This window comes from Deinococcus humi, from assembly GCF_014201875.1.
Taxonomy (GTDB): Bacteria; Deinococcota; Deinococci; order Deinococcales; family Deinococcaceae; genus Deinococcus; species Deinococcus humi.
Genome location: NZ_JACHFL010000023.1, coordinates 47,020 through 67,363, shown reverse-complemented (window position 1 = coordinate 67,363; position 20,344 = coordinate 47,020). Strand labels below are relative to the sequence as shown.

18 protein-coding genes and 1 pseudogene are annotated in these 20,344 nt (G+C 62.0%); 14 read left to right on the top strand and 5 right to left on the bottom strand.

What is annotated here, in order from left to right; translation table 11 throughout:
• Positions 1-662 precede the first annotated feature (662 nt).
• The 5 genes from HNQ08_RS24250 to HNQ08_RS24230 all read left to right on the top strand — a co-directional run bounded on the left by HNQ08_RS24250 (position 663) and on the right by HNQ08_RS24230 (position 6,581).
• Complete coding sequence (locus HNQ08_RS24250; protein WP_184137763.1) at positions 663-2,516, top strand: sensor histidine kinase; 1,854 nt, start codon at positions 663-665, stop codon at positions 2,514-2,516.
• The gene (locus tag HNQ08_RS24245; RefSeq protein ID WP_184137761.1) at positions 2,509-3,141 is read left to right on the top strand and encodes a response regulator transcription factor; all 633 of its coding nucleotides are present in this window, start codon (positions 2,509-2,511) and stop codon (positions 3,139-3,141) included. Before HNQ08_RS24250 ends, HNQ08_RS24245 begins: the two co-directional genes overlap by 8 nt.
• A gap of 449 nt (positions 3,142-3,590) precedes the next feature.
• Positions 3,591-4,109: a GlcG/HbpS family heme-binding protein gene (locus HNQ08_RS24240; RefSeq protein WP_221284457.1), complete on the top strand. Its 519-nt coding sequence runs from the start codon at positions 3,591-3,593 to the stop codon at positions 4,107-4,109.
• Positions 4,110-4,119: 10 nt separating this feature from the next.
• The gene (locus HNQ08_RS24235) at positions 4,120-4,842 is read left to right on the top strand and encodes an ankyrin repeat domain-containing protein (protein WP_229790234.1); all 723 of its coding nucleotides are present in this window, start codon (positions 4,120-4,122) and stop codon (positions 4,840-4,842) included.
• Positions 4,843-5,489: 647 nt separating this feature from the next.
• Positions 5,490-6,581: a glycoside hydrolase family 43 protein gene (locus HNQ08_RS24230; protein ID WP_184137759.1), complete on the top strand. Its 1,092-nt coding sequence runs from the start codon at positions 5,490-5,492 to the stop codon at positions 6,579-6,581.
• Positions 6,582-6,609: 28 nt separating this feature from the next.
• Here the strand turns inward: HNQ08_RS24230 and HNQ08_RS24225 are convergent.
• Positions 6,610-7,199: pseudogene (locus HNQ08_RS24225) on the bottom strand (DUF6766 family protein).
• A 377-nt stretch (positions 7,200-7,576) separates the two neighbouring features.
• Here HNQ08_RS24225 and HNQ08_RS24220 point away from each other — a divergent pair.
• The 4 genes from HNQ08_RS24220 (at position 7,577) to HNQ08_RS24205 (ending at position 11,995) form a co-directional block, all read left to right on the top strand.
• On the top strand, positions 7,577-8,107 hold the full coding sequence (locus tag HNQ08_RS24220) for an RNA polymerase sigma factor (RefSeq protein ID WP_184137757.1): 531 nt from the start codon (positions 7,577-7,579) through the stop codon (positions 8,105-8,107).
• Positions 8,104-8,808, top strand: a complete 705-nt coding sequence (locus tag HNQ08_RS24215) for a hypothetical protein (protein ID WP_184137755.1) — start codon at positions 8,104-8,106, stop codon at positions 8,806-8,808. The genes HNQ08_RS24220 and HNQ08_RS24215 overlap by 4 nt, the downstream gene beginning before the upstream one ends.
• Before the next feature lie 44 nt (positions 8,809-8,852).
• Positions 8,853-9,587 (top strand): hypothetical protein, encoded by a 735-nt coding sequence (locus HNQ08_RS24210; protein ID WP_184137753.1) that lies wholly within the window; start codon positions 8,853-8,855, stop codon positions 9,585-9,587.
• A 1,172-nt stretch (positions 9,588-10,759) separates the two neighbouring features.
• A complete protein-coding gene (locus HNQ08_RS24205) occupies positions 10,760-11,995 on the top strand; it encodes a sugar efflux transporter (protein WP_184137751.1) in 1,236 nt (411 codons plus the stop codon).
• Between the two features lie 447 nt (positions 11,996-12,442).
• Here HNQ08_RS24205 and HNQ08_RS24200 read toward each other — a convergent pair whose 3' ends face one another.
• The 3 genes from HNQ08_RS24200 to HNQ08_RS24190 all read right to left on the bottom strand — a co-directional run bounded on the left by HNQ08_RS24200 (position 12,443) and on the right by HNQ08_RS24190 (position 13,299).
• On the bottom strand, positions 12,443-12,679 hold the full coding sequence (locus HNQ08_RS24200; RefSeq protein ID WP_184137749.1) for a glutaredoxin family protein: 237 nt from the start codon (positions 12,677-12,679) through the stop codon (positions 12,443-12,445).
• 66 nt (positions 12,680-12,745) lie between these two features.
• Positions 12,746-13,009 (bottom strand): metal-sensitive transcriptional regulator, encoded by a 264-nt coding sequence (locus tag HNQ08_RS24195; protein WP_184137774.1) that lies wholly within the window; start codon positions 13,007-13,009, stop codon positions 12,746-12,748.
• Between the two features lie 80 nt (positions 13,010-13,089).
• Positions 13,090-13,299 (bottom strand): CopZ family metallochaperone, encoded by a 210-nt coding sequence (locus HNQ08_RS24190; RefSeq protein ID WP_184137747.1) that lies wholly within the window; start codon positions 13,297-13,299, stop codon positions 13,090-13,092.
• Positions 13,300-13,465: 166 nt separating this feature from the next.
• On the opposite strand from HNQ08_RS24190, the gene HNQ08_RS24185 reads away from it, so the two are divergent.
• The 3 genes from HNQ08_RS24185 (at position 13,466) to HNQ08_RS24175 (ending at position 17,545) form a co-directional block, all read left to right on the top strand.
• Entirely contained in the window at positions 13,466-15,982 is a 2,517-nt protein-coding gene (locus HNQ08_RS24185) for a heavy metal translocating P-type ATPase (protein ID WP_184137745.1), read from the top strand.
• 414 nt (positions 15,983-16,396) lie between these two features.
• Positions 16,397-16,594: a hypothetical protein gene (locus HNQ08_RS24180; RefSeq protein WP_184137743.1), complete on the top strand. Its 198-nt coding sequence runs from the start codon at positions 16,397-16,399 to the stop codon at positions 16,592-16,594.
• A 591-nt stretch (positions 16,595-17,185) separates the two neighbouring features.
• On the top strand, positions 17,186-17,545 hold the full coding sequence (locus HNQ08_RS24175; RefSeq protein ID WP_184137772.1) for a response regulator: 360 nt from the start codon (positions 17,186-17,188) through the stop codon (positions 17,543-17,545).
• Positions 17,546-17,731: 186 nt separating this feature from the next.
• Here HNQ08_RS24175 and HNQ08_RS24170 read toward each other — a convergent pair whose 3' ends face one another.
• Positions 17,732-18,505 (bottom strand): alpha/beta hydrolase family protein, encoded by a 774-nt coding sequence (locus HNQ08_RS24170; RefSeq protein WP_184137741.1) that lies wholly within the window; start codon positions 18,503-18,505, stop codon positions 17,732-17,734.
• Positions 18,506-18,619: 114 nt separating this feature from the next.
• Between HNQ08_RS24170 and HNQ08_RS24165 the strand changes: the two genes are divergently transcribed.
• Both HNQ08_RS24165 and HNQ08_RS24160 read left to right on the top strand, forming a co-directional pair.
• Positions 18,620-19,006 carry a MerR family transcriptional regulator gene (locus HNQ08_RS24165; protein ID WP_221284461.1) on the top strand — a complete coding sequence of 129 codons (387 nt, stop codon included), beginning with the start codon at positions 18,620-18,622 and terminating at the stop codon, positions 19,004-19,006.
• Positions 19,007-19,103: 97 nt separating this feature from the next.
• A complete protein-coding gene (locus HNQ08_RS24160) occupies positions 19,104-19,874 on the top strand; it encodes an MBL fold metallo-hydrolase (protein ID WP_184137737.1) in 771 nt (256 codons plus the stop codon).
• Positions 19,875-20,344: the final 470 nt, after the last annotated feature.

Here is a 20,344-nt window from a genome sequence, read left to right as displayed (position 1 = left end):
CGTTTGAATTCGGCGGTGTAGGTGTTTCTGGTCGTCATGGGGTTGCCTCCTATGGTGAGGCTTAACTCCACCGACTCAAAACTGGCTCAATCCCAAGGGGTCCGCAGGCCGCGTCTGACCTCACTTTTCTACGAAAGCGGCGACGCTGCGGCAGGAATTGCCAACAGACCGGGGTCATTGTGGTCACGCGATTGATCGGTCATGCAGTGAAACACACATGGGCGTAGTCTTCGTCAAAGTCTAGCCATGAGATACTCGTCTATCTCCAGTTCGACATAGGCGTGAATCATTTCATCGGTCTGAAATCGCTGAAAGAGGAGCGAATGCGTAAGCAGATTCAACATCCTGTTGGGCAAGCTGGATCGCCTTCCAAGAAAAGCCCTATGCCGAGCTGTAGCAGTGTTTCAAAAGGCTGGCGCCGTCTACGCCCAGTTGCCCGCCCTCTCGTTGGAGCCCGACACCGGGACGGATCACAACGACTATGCAGGTAACATTGAAATTGTCCAGAAGAAGGGTGGACTGATCCTGCGGCTGGGTCCACTGCACAGAATGAAGCCGGTCTGCCTGTCGGGAGGACTTCAGAATTTCGACGGCAGACTTATACTCGCAATCATCGCAAGCAAAACGTCCGTGTCCCGCTCAAAACCGGGCACAATAGTGGCATGACACGTCCTGCCATCGCTGCATTGCTGTGGCTGGTGCTGGCCGGAATGGGCGTGGCGGGCCTGTTTCTCTCCACGGTCAACCGTGTGAGAGAAACCTTCGATACCGATGCGCGTATCCTGCACCGCGTGCTGTCGCAACGGATGGAACAGCAGGAGGCTGTCTTGAACGCTCTAGACGCCTTGGAGCAGCAGGGCGTGGGCGTGGTGGCGCTGGGCACTTATTTGAACACCCTGTTGCGCCCGTACCCGCAGGTGGTGGCCGTCGAACAGTGTTTTGCACAGAGCTGTCAGGTATTAGGAACCCCAGCCGAGCAGCCTCCGGTCCTGGCCACCCCGCTGTCAAGTCAACCCGCCCTGCACTGGCCGGAAGAGGACGGACCTCTCTACGCCCTGTCACAGAACAGGGTGCGGATCTGGGTGGACGCGAGGCGGTTGACTGGTGCGCTGGACAGTGGCGCGGCGCCGCTCACCTACACGCTATTTCAACCTAAGACCGCAACCATCGTTGTCGCGCACACGCCTGAAGCTGGGGCAGTGTCCAGAACCCTTCGCGTGGACAAGGTTCTGGGAACAACCCTGCAGCCCCTGCCCATCCGTATCTCACGTTCAGTGCCGTGGAGTGCGTGGCCATGGGTGGAGGCCACACTTTGGACGTTGCTGACGGCCGGTCTGGGTGCCCTGGTCTTCCGGCTTCTGGAAAGCCGCCGAAACGTCCAACGAGCGCTGCTGGACGAGCGGGCGCGGGCGGCGGGCGTGGTTCACGCGGCCTCGGAAGCCATCGTGGCGCTGGATGACGGTCACCGGGTCACGCTGGCGAACCCGGCGGCACGGGCAGCGCTGGCCCACCCCATGCCACCCGGCACCGATCTGCGCACAGTGGCCACCTTTCAGGCCACGCTGTCGCAGGCTCCGTTTGACGCCGCATCTTTCTGGAACAGTGACCAGCCTGTCGCGCTGCCCGAGGGACTGACCCTGCGGCGCGGCCATGAGGGTGTACAGGTGGAGGGCTCACTGGCCCCTCTGCGCGGTGCGGGCGGCGAGTTGCGAGGGCGGGTGCTGATTCTGCGCGAGGTGGGGCCGCTGCAACGCCGCATGCTTGAACGCCTGGAAGACGGAGAACGGCGTGTGCGCGAGCATGAGGAAATGCTGGCGCACGTTTCCCGGCTGTCCACGCTGGGCGAGATGGGGGCTGGCCTGGCACACGAGCTGAACCAGCCCCTCACCGCCATCATCAGCTACGGCCAGGCGGCGGCGCGACTGCTGGAGGACCCCGAACCTGATCTGGCACGGGTGCGGCATGCAGTGAACGCCTCGGTTACGCAGGCAGGACGGGCAGCGCAGATCATCGTGCGGCTGCGCCAGTGGGTGCGCCGTGCGCCCAGCCAGACCCGTCCCACCGATCTGGTACAGGCCGTCCAGAACGTACTGACGCTGTGCCACGCGGATCTGAACCGATTGGGTGTGCAGGTGGTGGCGGCTTACGCCGACGCACCCCTGGTTGAGGCCGATCCAGTCCATCTGGAGCAGATCATCCTGAACCTGCTGCGGAACGCGCTGGACGCCGTACAGGAGACGCCCCACCCCATCATCGAAGTCAGCATCGTGCCGGATGCAGCTGGTTGGACCCTGAGCGTGCGCGACAATGGCCCCGGCATTGCCCCGGAGGTGAGGCCCCGCCTATTTACGCCTTTCACAACCAGCAAGTCAGGCGGCCTGGGCCTGGGGCTGAGCCTGTCGCAGACGCTGGCACAGGGAATGGGCGGCGATTTGAGCGGGGCGAATGCCGGATCTGGCGGCGCGGTCTTCACCCTGAGCTTGCCGCGTCAGGCCTTGGAGGCCGCCAGTGATTGACTCTGTTGCCGCACTGGAGCCCACCGTCTACCTGGTAGACGACGACGACGCGGTACGCGACGCGCTGGGCTTTCTGCTCGGCACGGTGGGCCTGAATGTTCGCCCATTTGCCGATGGACTGGAACTGATCCGCGCCCTGGACGCCGAGGGGCCGCCCGCCCTCGGCTGCCTGCTGCTGGACATCCGCATGCCGCACATCAGCGGGTTGCAACTGCAACTGCGTCTTCAAGAGCGCGGCGTGGACTTGCCTGTGATCCTGCTGACCGGGCACGCCGACGTTGAGCTGTGCCGCCGTGCTTTTCGTCAGGGTGCGGCTGACTTCCTGAGCAAGCCAGTCGACGAGACCCAGTTGCTGGAAGCTGTGCAGCGCGCCGTGCGTCAACACCTGCGGGGGCGCCAACGCCGGACGGCGAATGAACGGGCCCGCGAGCGACTGTCGCGGCTGTCGCCCCGCGAGCACGAGGTCCTGCGCGGCATCGTGGACGGTCAGACCAGCAAGCAGACCGCCCGCGCCCTGAATATTTCCGTCCGCACCGTAGAAGCCCACCGCGCCAGCCTGTTTGCCAAACTGGAGGCCGAGTCACTGGCCGAGGTCATTCGCCTGACGCTGGTAGAGGAACGGTGAAGGGGCCCCTGCCTGCTGGTCCGCGTGACCTGCACCTGTGCTGCCCAATGACATTTGGGAACGGATGAGCAGCCAGCTGAGGTTTCTAATCATCACTCTCAGCCCCTAGAATGTCACTGTCTTCAAAGGCAGGGCATCTGAAGCGGAAAGTAGGAAAACGTCAGGGTGGCCAGAACCTCCTGGTCTACCGGCGTAGCACCCTCGTCAGGGCGTTGCTGCGCCTCAACCTCATAGAGACACTTCGTCTAATGGTTTGCTCAGTGCGTCTCGAGAGTTGCAGGCGTCGTGCTGCTGACTGATGCCTCCGCACTGGCAACCTGATCCGAACGGACACCAGCGCCAGGGCGCCCTAGCCCCGCCTCAAAGTTCACCTCCTCCGTAAAACTACGGAGTTCCAATGCAAATTACACGGATACCTTTTTCCTCATGTCAGGCGCAGGATGACTGGCATGAAGAAGCTGCCGAGTGCCCTGCTGTCCATGTCCACCGTCGCCCTGTTCATCGTCCCGGTGGCCGCCGCGCAGACTACACCTGCGCCGATCCAGCTGGCGACCACCACTACAGTCACCCCGGCCAGCCTGAGCCTGAGCGCCGCCAGCCGGATTGCCACGCTGGCCGTGAACAATTGCGCGCAGCTGGGCTACAACGTCAGCGTCACCGTGGTGGACCGGAGCGGTGTGACCCTGGCCGTGGCCCGTGCCGAGAACGCCGGGCCGCACACGCTGGGGGCCAGCGCTGGTAAGGCATTCACCAGCGCCAGCGCACGTGCGCTGACCAGCGACATCGCCAAGAATCTGCCCAGCAATCCCGGCCTGGCCGACATCCCCGGCTACCTGGTGCTGGCGGGCGGCGCCCCGATCCGCGTGGATGGTGCCGTGGTGGGCGCGGTGGGTGTGGGCGGCGCACCCAGCGGCCTGATCGACGAGAAATGCGGCACCGACGCGGTGGCTACAGTTCTGGGCAAGTAAGATGGTAGCTATGCCGAAGCTGTTCAGGGGCGCGATGCTCACACTGACGCTGCTGGGCAGTGTCACGCTACTTCCAGCTTCGGGTTCTGCACAGGGCGGTGCGAGGGGGGCGGCAGTGAACACCTCCAAACCACAGATCATGCTGGATGAGCGACTGCTTCAGGCTGCCAAGAACGGTGAACTTGAGCAGATTCAGACCCTGCTGAAGTCAGGGGCGTCGGCCAACGCCACAGACCTCAGTGGACGCACGGCACTGACCTGGGCGGCCTGGGGAGACCATGTGGCCGTCGCCCGCGCGCTGATCGCGGCGGGAGCCAACCCCGATCCGCAGGACGAGGGGCGCAACAATGCGCTGCTGCTTACCGGCGAAACCGGCAGCGTCGCCATGCTCCGCGAGGTCCTTAAAGCCGGACCAGACCTGAGCCGCACCAACCGCTACGGCGGCACCGCCCTGATTCCCGCCGCCGATCGGGGCCACCTGGCGTACGTCCGCGAGCTTCTGCGGACCACCCGCATCAACGTGAACCATGTGAACAATCTGGGCTGGACCGCCTTGCTCGAAGCCGTGATCCTGGGTGACGGCGGCCCCACCCACACCGAGATCGTGCGCGAGTTGCTGACCCACGGCGCAGACCGCACCATCGCGGACCATGAGGGCGTCACCCCGGTGCAACACGCCCGTCAGCGCGGCTATACAGAAATGGAGAAGCTTCTCGAAAACATGTCCGACTGATGGTCTGCAAGTTGATCCACCAGATCATGCTCAAGAGAAGCCATCATGTCACCTGCGCCGGCCGTTCTGTGGCCTTCATGAGACTGCTTGGAGGCCGCGAATATGCGCGTTGTCCGGATGTGCGTCGACATCACCATGACTGGCTCCGCCCGACCCGCATCACAGCGTACTCTGGATTGAACCCTGAAGAAAGGTTGCGCCGCTCAACTGGGAGTGATATGGCAACGCAAAGTACCAACTGCACCCACGTCGAGTTGCCCGGTGCATTGCCCGATCAGTGTGCAACGCGAGCGGCGGGAGTCCATATGGCATATTTCTCATCCAGTGTTCATTCATTGGTGATTGGAGCGCTGATGGGCTTAAGGTAAGTGCAAGTGAGTGGAGCCAGTCTGGGCTCGGCTCATCCTTAAGAGTGCCTTCAACCTGACCGGGACGGGGTCCTGGGAGCGGCTGAGGAGACGCTGAAATTTGCCTATTAGTCAGCACCGCGAACACGCATCTCCACATCAGTGAGGCTCACACTCTGACAAATGCCACGGCCACTTCCGTACGCAATTTTTTGTCGTCCATTCTCGATGCTAGTCCGTCGGAGGTCTTCATTCGGCCTTAAGATTTCAGTAATTGTCTAACCGCTAAATTGCAGCCAGATGACCCTACGTCCCCGCCAAGGCGCTTCTATCCCGGTCTCCGATCTGCAGCGCGCCTCGCACCCCCAGCGCGCTCTGACCCTCCATAGAGGACGGGCCAGCGGCCCAGCAGGCGCGGTGCCGCCACGCCGCCTGCGCGAACAGGATGAGATCAATGTTCCTGAAAGCGCGGCGCTGGAACTCATCGATCAGCCGCGCCCCTCCAAGCGCCACACGCTGTCACGCTCACTGTTGCCCCAGGATCTGCCGGATCCCTGCGTCGTGCGCGCGGACGGAGTGTACTGGGTGTACACCACCAACTCGGTGACCATGGGGAACGTCCCGCTGCTCCGCACCGGCGATCTGCAGCAAACCCTGACGTACGTCTGCGACGCCATGCCAACGTTGCCCGCCTGGGCGCAGCGTGGGTTGACCTGGGCGCCTGAGGTGACGCGGCTGCCGAACGGCGGCTTCGCCCTCTACTTCACAGCGCGGCTGATCGGGACCGGGGTGCAGGTCATCGGCTGCGCCCTGTCCGACTCGCCGCAGGGGCCGTTCATCGCCGCGGATCGGCCGATGATCGAGATGCGTGCGCTGGGTGGGGCCATCGACGCGGGCACCCTGGTACGTGAGGACGGCACGGCCTACCTCTACTGGAAAAACGACGGCAACGCAGTCGGCCTCCCCACCACGCTATGGGGCGCCCAGCTCTCCCCATGCGGGCGCTTCATAGGGTGTGCTCGTCCGCTGCTGGGGGCAAGCCATGAGTGGGAATGCGAGCTGGTCGAGGCGCCGCAGGTGATCGAAGAAGGGGATCATTTTCACCTGATCTATGCCTGCGGCGAGTACGACAACGCCAGCTACGCGCAGGGTCATGCGGTCGGCGCGAGCCCGCTGGGGCCATTCAGGAAGTCGACAGAGCCGCTCCTGGCAACTGTTGGAGCGCTTCACGGACCGGGACATGCGTGCGCCTTCCGAGATCACGCGGGAGAGTGGCACCTGATGTACCACGCGTGGACCCGGGGCGCGGTCGGCTACAAGGCCAAGGGGAAACGCACCCTGCGCCTGTCACGTCTGCGGATCCAGGGCGAGCGGGTCTGGACCGAGGGCTGAGGCGCCGCACGAGCCATTACGGCGCCGGTTAGTCATCGCCAGTCTTGCGGTGCGGCTCGCCCAGTCGCTTGGACTGCGACGAGCCCACCTGACGCAGAAAGACAGTCAGCACCACGATGACCGCGACGGCCAGAACTCGCTTTGCCAGTTCTGAAAGGACTCAAACCAGAATTCGGGCTCGCGCAGGAAAGCCCAGAGCGATTCGGCGTCCTGACCGCGTGCGAGCCTTTCCAGATTGTCATCCTGCCAGGAATTGCGCAGGTGGAGCATCATTGAGATCGCGAACAGCCCCAGCAGTGCCAGGGTCAGCGAATTGCGTTGCCAGAACCTGGCCACGGCCGCAGCACGTTTTTCCTGCTCGTCTTGCTGGCGCTGCGTCTCGTCCTTCTCGTCGTCGTAACGATTGGACTCAGCGCTGCCGCGCTGCTTCAGGTGGATGGTCAGCACCACATACGCGCCCAGCTGCAGGAACTCGCTCTCCCAGTTCTCCGCCGTGGCAGACCAGAAGTGGGAGGAGGCCAAGTACTGGGCCAAGTTCAGGGTGTGCTGCTTGAGTTCTTCGAGTTCCCTGTTGTGGACGGCCCAACCCCTCCCGGCCTGTGCTATCCAGAACAGCATGAAGAAACCCATCAGCACGATGAGCAGGGCGTTGTCCGACCAGAAGCGCTTCATCACCCGGTTATAACTGTATAGACAACGTGTTCTAAATTGTAATGATTTTGATTGTCTTTGACGATTTTTGGAGCATCCGATTTAAATGGATCAGCTAGCATCAATGGGTGGAGTATGGCGATCAAGGGACATTTAGGCCAAAGCTCTGCCGTTCAAACACCGGCCAGTCCCACTTCACCACAGCGGATGAAGCGGTCCGCTGCTCCCCACAGTCCGAGTGTTTTCAGATCCAGCCTGAACTCACGATCAGCGGAGACCATCCGGGGAAATCTAACTGGCCTTGAGGCGCGTATCTTTCAATGGAAGCCCATGACGGACGACCCATGACGGATGAACTGACCCTGATGCTACGGCTGCGCCACGGAGACGAGGACGCGCTGACTGAGTTGTATGGCCAGTTGGGTGGGCATGTGTATGCCCTGGCCTGGCGCCTGCTGGGGGACCGCGAGGAGGCGCAGGAGGTGCTACAGGATACGTTTGACCGCCTTTTCCGCCGGGCCCACCAGTACCGGCCCGAACTGGGGTCGCCGCGCGCCTTCGTGTACACGGTTGCCCGCAACGAGGCCCTCAGCCGCCTACGGGCCCGTGGAGCGCGCCCTGTTCTGGACAGCGATGAGGCCCTGCTTGGCGAGATGCCCTCTCCCAGTTCTGGCCCCGATCTGGACACCCGCATGGTGGTGCACGGCGCGCTGGAGCGCCTGTCAGTGCATGACCAGACGTTGATCCACGATTCCTTCTTTCTGGGCCTCAGTCACGGTGAAATTGCAAGCGCACATGCCCTGCCGCTGGGCACCGTGAAAACGCGGGTGCGCCGCGCCCTGGCGAGAATGCGCCGCACCCTGGAGGGTTCATGAACGCTCCACACCCCGAAAGAAGCGTGCTGAGGGCTTACGCGGTGGGCGATCTGAGCGGCCAAGTGCAGAGACAGACGGAAAGCCATCTGCTGTCCTGTGGAGCGTGCCGGGCGCAGGTCGTGGCTTGGCGGGAGGAATTCGCGACCCAGGTAGAGTCGCTGCCCAGCGCGGGCGAGCTCCCACCGCTCCGCCGGACGCTGCGGCTGACCGCACCGGCCAGCGCGAGCCGAGGCCATACACCAAGGCTGCCTTCCTCCTCGCGTCGATCCGGTCTTGCTTTGCCCGTCGGGCTCGCGCTGCTGTGTGCGGCCGCCATCGGCTGGGGAGGCTGGCAACAGACCCAGGTCAGTGTTCTGCGGGCTGAGCAGCGTCAGGTGGCTGGCTGGCTGGCGCAGCCAGGGGTTTCGGTCCTGAATCTGCAGGCCAGGGACAACCCTTCAACTGGTCACCTGCTGCTGCTTCCCACCCGCGAGGTTCTGTTTGTCCTGCCACCGCCCGCGCCGGGCAAGGTCTATCAGGTCTGGGTGGCCTCGAACTGGAAGCGCGGTGATCCACTGACGCCCAGCACCCGCAGCACCCGAGGCGTCCTGGGAGCCAGCGTGGGCAGCGGCGATTACGTCTGCGTCAGCCTGGAAGACGAGAGACGCGACATGACCGGCCAGACCAGACCGACCCTGGTCCTCGGCTGGACCAGTCTCTGAATCCAAAGGACGCCGCGCTGCGTTTCTGTGAGTGGAGGCTCCCCATGATCAAAACCAGGACTGTCCGCGCCGCCGCCCTCGCCCTGTTCGCCAGTGTCACCGCCGCCAACCTCTCCGCCGCCCACGCCGCCACCCCACAACTGGACCTACGCCAGGACGCCAAACTGGGCACGATTCTGACTGGGGACAAGGGAATGACGCTGTACCTGTACACCAAAGACACCCCGAATGTCACCAACTGCTATGAACAGTGTGCCGTGGCCTGGCCCCCGCTGCTGTCCGACGCCCTGCCCAAACTGCCCGCAGGAATGCCCGGCAAATTGACCCTGGTCAAGCGCAAGGACGGCTCGCAGCAGGTGGCGTATAACGGCTGGCCGCTGTACTACTGGGTCCGCGATCAGAAGGCGGGCGACACCACCGGGCAGGATGTGGGCAAGGTCTGGTACGCGATCAATCCTGGTCCCACGGTCAGCACCGTCAAAGGCGGTGAGTTGGGAGACTATCTGGTGGCCCCGAACGGCATGACCCTGTACCTGTACACCAAGGATGAGAAAGGCGTAAGCAACTGCTACGAGAGCTGCGCCGCCGCCTGGCCGCCGCTGCTGACCGCTTATCTGCCGGCCGAAAAGGGCAGCAAACTGGGCACCACCACCCGCAAGGACGGCGCGCTGCAGGTCACCTATGACGGTCAGCCGCTGTATTTCTGGGCCAAAGACACCAAACCCGGCGACACCACCGGCCAGAACGTGGGCAAGGTCTGGTTCGTGGTTAAACCCTGAGACGTGGTTTCAATCTAAAGGGGTTGCCGTGTTCCAGCACCTTCTGGATGAAGCCATGACTCGTTTGTGCTCAAGCCACTAGCGAGCCGGTCAGGGGATTCCGTAGAAGAACGCCAGGGCTTTGCCCTGATCCGCTACCCACCGTCAACCATTTCATCAATTCACCCGCCGACGTAGCCCCGCAGTTTTTCACGACACTCTGCTGGGCCACTGAGCAAAGCAGTTCAATAGGTTCAGGTGCACCTGCGGCGGCAAAGACATCAATGACAGGAGGGACGTGCAGTTGCGCGCCCCTCCTGAACTGATTTTGCCCGGTAAAGCATGGCCCGGTCTGATACGCCCAGCACTTCAGCACTCTACGCCTCACAGCCCATGCCCCAGGAACTTCACCATCTGTGGGAACCACACCGCGCCGTGGTGCGGTGGAGCAAGAGCTGTCTGCCTGTCCTTATTCCACCGGTCAAACAGAGGGGCCCTCAGCGCGTTTTGTTGGAATGGTTGGGGTAGCCCGAACCACCTCAAAATGCCGGTACCCTCCTTGAAGCGTGCCTATTGACAAAAGAAGCCCCTGAATCTGAACTTCTAGGACAGGAGCGTCCGGCCAAGCTGGACACCACCGCTCAAACCCATGGCCTGATCGATCCTTAAGGCTGTCCAATCACTGTCAACGAGGTTAGGCATCCAGGGACATCCTCTACGATGGCCTGTATCCCTACCGCCTCTCTCGCCAACCCGCCATAGGGAAACATGTCCGGCACAGACAGTGGATTCGCTAACGCCAAACTGCTGCGCCAGGTCACGGTTGATGGGGCTGAACTGCAGCCTGGCTGTTCTCTCAGGCGAAGAGAGCATTACCCATCTCCTTCCTTACATAGGGATCAAAAAGGTGATTTTACAGTTCAATTGCTTGACTTCTTCTGGACCGCCATTTTAGATATCCATTCCGAATCTGAATGAACCTCGGTCATTTAATATAGTGTTCAGAAGATTACTTTATAAAATTCAGTGCCGATTCATGGAAGGCAAGCTTTTTAAAGCACCTGACGGCATAGGGTAAGCGGCACCTTCGGTAGGCTCTGCAGTCGAGAGCCCACCGCTTCCTTTTGCCCTGTCGAGGGGCCGCCCACTTCGGAACCGTTGCCTTGCCTGTTTCAACCGCCAGGAGCCTGCCTGTGTCCCTTTCCTTCAATGCGCTGTCGTCCCTGCGCCACGTGCCCGGCTTCCCCCAATTCTCCGCCTCCGCTCTGTTGCTGGGAACAGGAGCTTCCTTTGCCGTGCCTTACATGCCGCTGTTCGCCAGAAATGAAGCCCACATGTCCCCGCTGCTGCTGGGGATTTTCATGACCCTGATGTCCCTTAGTGGCGTTCTGATCAGTACTCAGCTTGCCCGCTGGTCAGACGGCCGTATAGGGAGCAAACCGATCGTGCTGACGGCACTTCTCGGCGCCGCCATCGGCTATGTCCTTCTCTGCACGACCCACAGCTTTGTTCCCCTGGTCCTGATCGCCTGCGTCTTCCTGGGGACAGGTGCAGCGGCCTTCCCCCAGCTATTCGCCTTTGCCAGAACCCACTTCAGTCTGGCCGGCGAGGAGGCCGCCGACCGCAGCATGATCACGCTGCGGTCCATGTTCTCAGTCGCTTGGATGCTCGGGCCAGCCGCCGCCGCGATCATCCTGGGAGCCGCCGGGTTCAGAGGGCTCTTTCTGGCGACCGCAGCATGCTACCTGCTCGTCAGTCTGCCGCTCGCACTGGCCCGCTCACGTCCGGTCAGCCAGGCGCCCGCAGTTTCCGAGACCGCTGAAGATGGTTCTGGTCCCCGGCGCCCTTTGGCTCTGGTGGCCTTGTGTTTTGTCCTTTACGGGATGTCCAATACCATGGGCTTTATCGCTCTGCCGCTGCATGTGACTGGAGCCCTGCACGAACCGAGCAGCACCGTCGGCTGGTTGATCGGCCTGTGCGCTTTTCTGGAAATTCCATTCATTCTCGGCTTTGCGCTCTTTTCAGGTCGGTTTTCGAACGAACGGCTGATTCACTTGAGTCTGGGCCTATTCATGGTCTACTTCGTCGTCATGGCGGTTGCCCCCTCCGTGTGGCTGCTGGCAGCTGCACAGCTGATCCGTGCCGCGGTGATTGCGGTGACCACAACGCTGGGGATGGCCTACTTTCAGGAGTTGATGCCGAACCGTACAGGCACTGCGCTGACGTTGTACGCGAACACGAACAGTGTCGGCGCTGTGCTCTCCGGCATCGTTTCTGGCGCGTTTGCGCAGGCGTTCGGGTATCAGGCGGTCTTTCTGCTGTGTGCGGCGCTGACCGGGGCCGCATTTCTCCTGCTGTCTGTTATCACCCGCCCTCAATCTCCGGGGCCGTCATCCGGGCTCATGGCACCGGTACAGGCCTCCAAGTGAATGTTCTGGCGGTGGCTTCGCTCCTCCACCAGATGTGGAACAGAGGCTGCTGGCAGTGAAGGCTCTATATGGTGTGTAAAGCGTGCCCGTGCAGGCTTTGGCAAAGATGACGAGAGTTCTAGCACGGAAGCGCAAGCAAGTGGCTGGAGGCCATGGGTGATTTCTGGCCAGACGATCCAGAGCAGGTTGGGAAAGACCACCAGTATTGGGAGCGGGAACGACATGGCAGGAGATCAAAGCAAAGCCAGCCAGGACGCGGTTCTTTGGATGGACATCCCATCACGAGCAAAAAGCAGGTTTCCAACATCCCTTTGTAAATAACATGAGGCCAGCCAAGGGAAGACGGTGTCGGTACGGCTCTCTATCTTCCACCCCCTGCTTGTATTCACTCGTCCGAACCGGTTTGTTCACGCTCCGTAGGGCAGGGCCTTGTACTTCCATGGACGTTCAGGTCAGGAGAGCTTCGATTTTTGGCCGCTGCTGCTCAAAGGTGCCGTAGAAGAATTGCTCGCCCACGACAGTGATCGGCGCGACGCGGACGCCGTACCGCTCTTTCGCTTCATCAGCTACGGCCGGGTCCGTCAGGTCGCGCTCTTCAAAGGAAACCCCATATCGGGCGAACCACAGCCGCAGGGCGTGGCAGTCCGGGCAGGTGGGCGTGGCGTACAGGATGACGTTTGGCATGGTGATCCTCACAGTAAAAAGGGACGGACGCAGGTCCACCCCCCAAGACATGTTCAGTGGGCAGAGTCAGACGTATTTGAAGACTTCCATCAGCTCATCGACGATTTCGGCCTCGTCGCCACGGGTGGCAGCTGTCGCGACGTGCGCTTCGAGGTGCCCGCGCAGCACCACTTCCCCGGCACCAGCTAACGCACCTTGAACGGCTTTGAGCTGACGCAGCACATCCACACAGTAAGCGTCGGGGTTTTCGAGCATGGTCACGATGCTGTCCAGATGTCCGCGCGCGATCTTAAGGCGGCGGGCAGCCCGTTTGCGGCTGTCCTCGGGCATGCACAGATGGTGATCTGTGTGGCTGTGTATCCCCTGCTCAGGCAGCACGGTCAACTGATCGGCGGCCGTCGTCTTCGCCATTACGGGTTCGCCACCCTGGCGCCGAAACCCTCTTCAACAACGGCTTCGATCAGCTGCTGCGCTGCCGCATTACCGTGCACAATGGCCCTGCCGCTCTTCAGGTCCACTTGTGCGTCAGTGACTCCGGGAACGCCTTTGAGGGCTCTAGTGACCCCGGTCTGACAGTGGCCGCAGGTCATACCAGTGATGTTCAGTTCGATCTGATTCATGGTCTCCCTCCTAGCCCAGGCTATATCCTCCCCCCCAGGGTGTCAAGATCCTCGAAAGAAAACATCTGCTTTGACGCTCTCCCCCACTCCCCCTTGTCAACCCCCCATCCCTGGATATAAACTTCGAATATCAGGGATCCCCCTGGGGGGGATGGGAGGAAGGAAGATGACCACAACCATTGAACTTGGCGTACAGGGCATGACCTGCGCCAGTTGCGTCGGCAGGGTCGAACGTGGCCTGATGAAAGTCGAGGGCGTCCAGAGCGCCAATGTGAACCTCGCCACCGAACGGGCCACCGTCACTTATGACCCGGCGGTCACCACCCCTCAGACCCTGCTGGACAAAGTGAAAGACGTCGGCTACGAGCCTGTCGTCAGCCATATCGAACTGGGCGTGCAGGGGATGACCTGCGCCAGCTGTGTGGGCCGCGTGGAGCGGGGCCTTCAGAAAGTGGACGGCGTGCTGAATGCTACAGTCAACCTGGCCACCGAACGCGCCAGCATCGAGTACCTGCCCTCCAGCGTCAGCCCCGGGCAACTCAAGGCCGTCATTCGGGAAATCGGGTACGACGTCCTTGAAGAACAGGCTGGCATGGGCCGCGAGGACCAGGAGCGTGAAGCGCGCGAGCGGGAAGTCAATCATCTCCGGAGCCAGGTGCTATTCAGCACGGTCTTCGCTGTTCCGCTGCTGCTGCTGGCCATGGTGCCGATGGTGGTCCCCGGCGCAGAGGACTGGCTGATGAACGTGGGCGGCGATGGCGTGATGGCTGCCCTGAACTGGGTCATGCTCGCCCTGGCACTGCCCATCCAGTTTGGCCCTGGCCGCCGTTTCTATCGCCTGGGCTGGACGAGCCTGAAGCACAGGTCTCCGGACATGAACGCTCTGGTGATGATCGGCACCTCGGCCGCCTTTGTGTACTCGGTCATCGCCACCGTCGCTCCTGGCATCTTTCCGGAGGGCACGGCACACGTGTACTACGAGGCGTCCGGCGTCGTCATCACGCTGATTCTGCTCGGTAAATTCTTTGAGGCCGTCGCCAAAGGCCGGTCCAGCGAGGCGATGAAGAAGCTCCTCTCACTGCAGGCCAAGACCGCCCGCGTGGTCCGGGGCGGCCAGGAACTCGAACTCTCCACCGACGAAGTGCTGGTGGGTGACTTGATTTCGGTTCGCCCTGGCGAGAAGATCCCAGTCGACGGCCAGGTGGTCTCCGGCGCGAGCTTCATCGACGAGAGCATGATCACCGGCGAGCCTATTCCAGTCAGCAAACAGCCCGGCGCTGACGTCGTGGGCGGCACCATCAACCAGAACGGGGCGCTGACCTTTCGCGCCACCCGCATCGGCGCCGACACCGCGCTGGCCCAGATCATCAAGCTCGTCGAAACTGCCCAGGGCAGCAAGCCCCCCATCCAGGGTCTCGCCGACCGAGTGGTCGCCGTCTTCGTTCCTGTCGTGTTGGGGATCGCCGCGCTGACCTTCCTGCTCTGGCTGATCTTCGGCGGGCAGGCGGCCCTCTCCTTTGCATTGATCACGACGGTGGCCGTGCTGATCATCGCCTGCCCCTGTGCCATGGGTCTGGCAACCCCCACCAGCATCATGGTTGGGACCGGCAAGGCCGCAGAGCTGGGAGTGCTTTTCAAGGGCGGCGGCGCACTGGAAAGCCTCCAGGCCGTACAGGTGGTTGCCCTGGACAAGACGGGTACCCTGACCAAAGGCAAGCCGGAACTGACAGATCTTGTGACCGCCCACGGCTTCAACCGCGCAGATGTCCTGAGCCTGGTTGCCGCCGCCGAGGAGCAGAGTGAGCACCCGATTGCCCGGGCTATCGTGGATGCGGCGAAGAACGAAAACATCAACATTGCCAAGCCAGAAGCCTTCGAAGCCGTGCCCGGCTACGGGCTGGAAGCCCGCGTGAACGGTCACGTGGTGCAGGTGGGCGCCGACCGGTTCATGACCCGGCTGGGACTAGACGTTAGCATCTTCGCGGCGCAGGCCGAACGGCTGGGCGACGAGGGCAAGAGTCCACTGTACGCCGCTGTTGATGGGCAGCTGGCGGCTGTGATCGCCGTGGCGGACCCCATCAAGGAAGGCTCCGGGGCCGCTGTAAGCGCCCTGCACCGTATGGGACTGAAGGTCGCGATGATCACCGGGGACAACCGGCGGACCGCAAACGCCATCGCCCGGCAGCTGGAGATCGACGAAGTGCTGGCCGAGGTGCTGCCCAGTGGTAAGAGCGACGCTGTGAAGGAACTTCAGACCAAGGGGAACAGGGTGGCTTTCGTCGGGGACGGCATCAATGACGCTCCAGCACTTGCTCAGGCGGATGTGGGCCTCGCCATCGGCACCGGCACAGACGTGGCCGTCGAGACCGCCGACGTGATCCTGATGGGTGGCGACCTGCGTGGCGTGCCAAACGCCTTTGCGCTCAGCCGCGCGACCTTGCGGAACATCAAGCTGAACCTGTTCTGGGCCTTCGCTTACAACATCGTCCTGATTCCCGTCGCGGCTGGCGTGCTGTACCCTACGTTCGGCACCCTGCTCAGCCCAGTGCTGGCCGCCGCCGCGATGGGCTTCTCCAGCGTCTTCGTGCTCAGCAACGCCCTGCGGCTGCGCGGCTTCCAGCCTCCTGTTCAGTCTGACCCGGTCACCGTACGCCCGCCCATTGCCGTGCCCGCCCACGTTTGAAGTGTCGGAGCGGCGCGGTTACCACTGCGCCGCTCTTCAACGTTCGCCCCCAGCCACGCAGCGAAGACCCTGCGCATACTCCAGTCGGCTGACAATTCTGGCGCCGTTGCCTTGGGGACACCTGTAAACCATACAGGTGTCCCCATGTGTTCAGCTCGACAACGAGGGAGCAGTATGGCTGGGCACGTTTAATGGAATGGGACAAGGGTTCTGTTCCGGTCTCTTGAATGCGGTCTGCGAAGTCATACAAACCCTATAAGCGCCTTTTTCTCCTTCATCGCCGTCCGTACTCAATCGCCAGAGGATGCTGTGTTGAAGAAGGCATCTTTGCTCCCATAGTCGTGTCTGTGTAGGCCGCAGAACTCCGGAGCAACTTCTACAGTTGAGCCGTTCTCGTGAGTTTAAGGTCAGGGGATGACCGATCACGGGAGCATGGTGGAAGGACGGGCAACAGCTGAACTCCTGCTGAGCTCATCGGAGTACCGTCTGCTGGCCGATCTGCTGCTGGGGCATCTCCAGGCGAACGATCTGCAGGATGAACAATTAGAAAACCTGGTCAACCACCTGTATGTGCTGGCCGTTCGGGTGGTTCCTTCCGGTCGAGACCCATAACCACGAAAGGATGCCCGATCCGCAAGCCATAACTCGCTCGCACGGCGGGTGTCAAAGCAGGTTGAGACAATGCTTAAGAAGCCTTTACAAGGTTTTGTATTGATTCGCCCGACGTTCTCTACCCTGGGGTATGAATAAGACGTGGGCACCCTGCGGTCTCAGAGCCGTATCTGCGGCTGACGTCGAGCAGTTGTGCTTCCGTCTGAAACGGGTGGTTCAGCACGCCTTCGACCTGGATGCCTGGAGAGGGGAGTGTCAGGTGCTGGGTGAGGGCCGGGAAAACCGCATCCACTCGGAATGTCGGAAACCTGGAGAAAAACCGGGAAGCTTTGATGCTTTTCAGCGTCTAATAGATCTTTGGGCTTGTATTCAGCAGGTATGGTCCGTCCTGATCAGTAGCTGCGTTTTCCGATACCAGGCCAATGTGCCTGACACGATCAAGGAACGTGGTCATCGTCCAGGACACGGGCAGGGGCGCTCAGAAAATTTGCTAAAACGCGGCACACGGTGGATCGAAGGCTCAGGGCGCATGTGCGCGGCGAGACTTCCTGCGCCTGATCTTCCGGTCAGACTGTCCCGGGAGTTGGCGTGATGCGGGTGCTGCTGATCGAGGACCATCCGGCGGACGTGCTGCTGTTGCAGGCCTCGCTAGAATTGATAGGGCTGGAGTGGACGCTGGACGATGCGCCGACGTTCGCTGAGGCGGCGCGGCGCTGGCCTGGTGGGAACTTCGGAATGCTGGTGCTGGATCTGAATCTGCCAGATGGCCACGGTCTGGAGTTGCTCGCCCGGGCACTGGAGCTGGCGTCGGGGACTCCCGTGGTGGTGTTGAGTGGTCTCGCAAACCGCGAAGTGGCGGCACAGGCGGTTGGCTTGGGGGCCAGGGCCTATGTGATCAAAGGGCTGGACGCGGCAGAAGAGTTGCAGCAGATCGTCGCGCAGTTTGCCTGAAAGGGTTCGCGGCGTATTGCGGGCGTCGCAGCTAGCGTTCCTTGCTTCCGTGCGCATCTTGTTCGCCAACCCAGCCCCCTTGTCGGACCCTCCACGTGCACTCCAGTTCAGGCTGGAAGCCCGATGAAGCGCATGACTGTCCCCGGGCTTGAGCCAACACTGCCAATAGTGGCCCCGTCAATGGACTCAGACAGGGAAGCTACTAGGACGAGGGGTGTTGGCGTGTTCAGTTCGCTGGACCCATGCCACCAGCTCACGAACAATAGCGGCCCACTGGGTCTCGTCCGGTTCGTGCGCCATGTCTGTGTACTCTAGAAGATGGGAGTCGGCGGCCTGGGCGTACTGTCGGCCGATCTCCGGCGCACAGATGTGGTCGTGGGTCCCGATGACCACCAGGGCCGGCCGCCGCAGGCCAGCGACATGGGTGATCGGCGAGCCCTCGCGCCATTGTTCGGGGGTCAGAACCGCGTCGTAGCAGCGTTTCAGAATGCGCAGGGTGGACGCATCATAGACAGCGCGCAGATCGGTGGGGGCACTGACGGCGATTACGTGCGTGACGCGGGTGGGTCGGGCCCCGGGCATGGAGACGCTCAGGAGCGCGCTCAGTCCACCCATGCTGAAGCCCAACAGGACCAGCGGGCCCTTCACTTCAGGCTGTGCACTCAGCCAGTCGGACGCCGCGCCCAGATCCTCAGGCCCGCTGAGGCCGTAGTCGTCGCAGCCAGCCGAGCCCAGCCAGCCCCGCTGGGACAGACTCAGGGCATGCCATCCGGCCGCATGCAACTGCCGGGCCGGGTGGACCATCGCGCTGGCGTCCTGGCCCCAGCCATGTAGGAGCAGTGCGGCGGGCGCATCACCCCTTTGCCGCCAGAAGTACCCGCCCAGCCCACCAGCAGGCCCAGGGACGCTGACCAGCGCCGCGTCTGGAAGCGGTGGCAAGGTCAGGCCAGGAATGGTCATGCCTGCTATTGTCCACTGCTGTCGGGAGAGACAACCTTTATCGTTGTGCCATGCTGAACTCCACCCCTTGACCCTGACACATATGTCAGGGTCTATCCTGCCTGGGTGGAAACGATGCGCATCGGACAACTTGCCAGCGCCACGGGAGTCAGTGTTCGCGCCATCCGCCACTACGACGGTCTCGGTCTTCTAAACGCCACCCGGGAGGAAAACCGCTACCGGGTCTTTCAGGCGGAGGACGTCGAACGGGTCAAGCTCATTCAGCTCTTCCTCAGTGCCGGGTTCAGGCTGGACGAAATTCGTGAACGCGCGCCCTGCTTCCGTCAAGGAAACACCACACTGGGCGCACCAGTAGAGGAAGTACGCGCCCTGTACGCCCGCAAGCTCGCGGATGTGGCAGCTCAGATCGCGGCGCTCCAGCGGCTGCACGAAAAACTGGCGGCAGAGGCGCACCACCTGGAGGCACAAGCCGTTGGTGGACAGATCAGTCCTCCCAGCTGAAGCTCAGAGTCACTCACCGCACCCGGTCCAGCCGGCTGTGCGTCGCTGACCCACACCCCGGACCCCTGCTCCAGCCCCAATTCAGAAGGAACCCACCATGCAGATTCAGCAGATTCGCAATGCCACCTTGAAGCTCTCGTACGCCGGCAAAACCTTCCTGATCGATCCCATGCTCGCTGTTCAGGGGGCCTATCCTGGCCTGGAGGGCACCCTGAATAGCGAGCGCCGCAACCCAACGGTGGCGCTGCCCATACCGCTGGACGCCCTTCTCGCAGTGGACGCTGTGATCGTCACTCACACCCACCTGGACCATTGGGATGAGGTCGCCAGGCAGCAGCTGCCAAAGACGCTTCCGATTTTTGTACAGCACGACGCGGACGCTCAGCTGGTGAAGTCTTCCGGCTTCATGGATGTCCGCGTGATGACCGCAAACACCGGGTTCGAAGGCGTCACACTCACCAAAACCACCGGGCAGCATGGCTCGGACGCGGCCATGGCCGCCATCGGCGAGATTCTCGGTGAGGTGAGCGGGGTGGTATTCCGGCACCCGGACGAGAAGACGCTGTACCTTGCAGGCGACACCGTCTACAACGCCCACGTGGAGCAGGCGCTCAGCGCGCACCGCCCCGACATCGTTGTCCTTAATTGCGGCGACGCGCAGGTGCTCGGGCTGGGAGCGATCATCATGAATAAAGAGGACGTACTGGCCGTCCACCGCGCTACGCCGACCGCAACCCTGGTCGCCTCGCATATGGAAGCGGTCAATCACTCGGTGCTGTCAAGGAGCGAACTGCGCGCGTTCGCAGTTGAGCAGGGCTTCGCGGCGCAGCTGCTTGTCCCAGAGGACGGCCAGGTGCTCGCGCTGTAAGGCATAGGCACGACTGAACAAGACGAGCGCATGAGCCGGGCGTGCAAACGCGTGCTTTAGGCAAGGATGACGACGGAGCGACTGCGCTGTGCCACGAGAACTTCGTGATCACCCCGGAGAAAAAGATCTTCGACGCGTTCGCGAGCTCTCTCTTCAGAATCAGAGGAGAGTTCGTAGCTGGCAAACAGATGGGGTCCGTCATCTCTGCAGGCAACAAGGGGGCGAATAGAGCGTAGCCCCCACGAGCAACCATGTTCAGTTCTCGCTGACCGCATCCCTTCGTCTGGTCGCTCGGAGGCTGACCGAAAAGCGTGCCCTTCAGCAGTAATGATATTCACGCGCAGGAGATCGGTCAGGAAAAGTGATCATGGCCAGATATCGATCGAAGAAGGGCAGCCTGCCTCGTCTTAAGGCTGCCCTCCTCGCTTGGATGCCACCGCCCGGAATCTAAACCACACGATCAGCAGCGT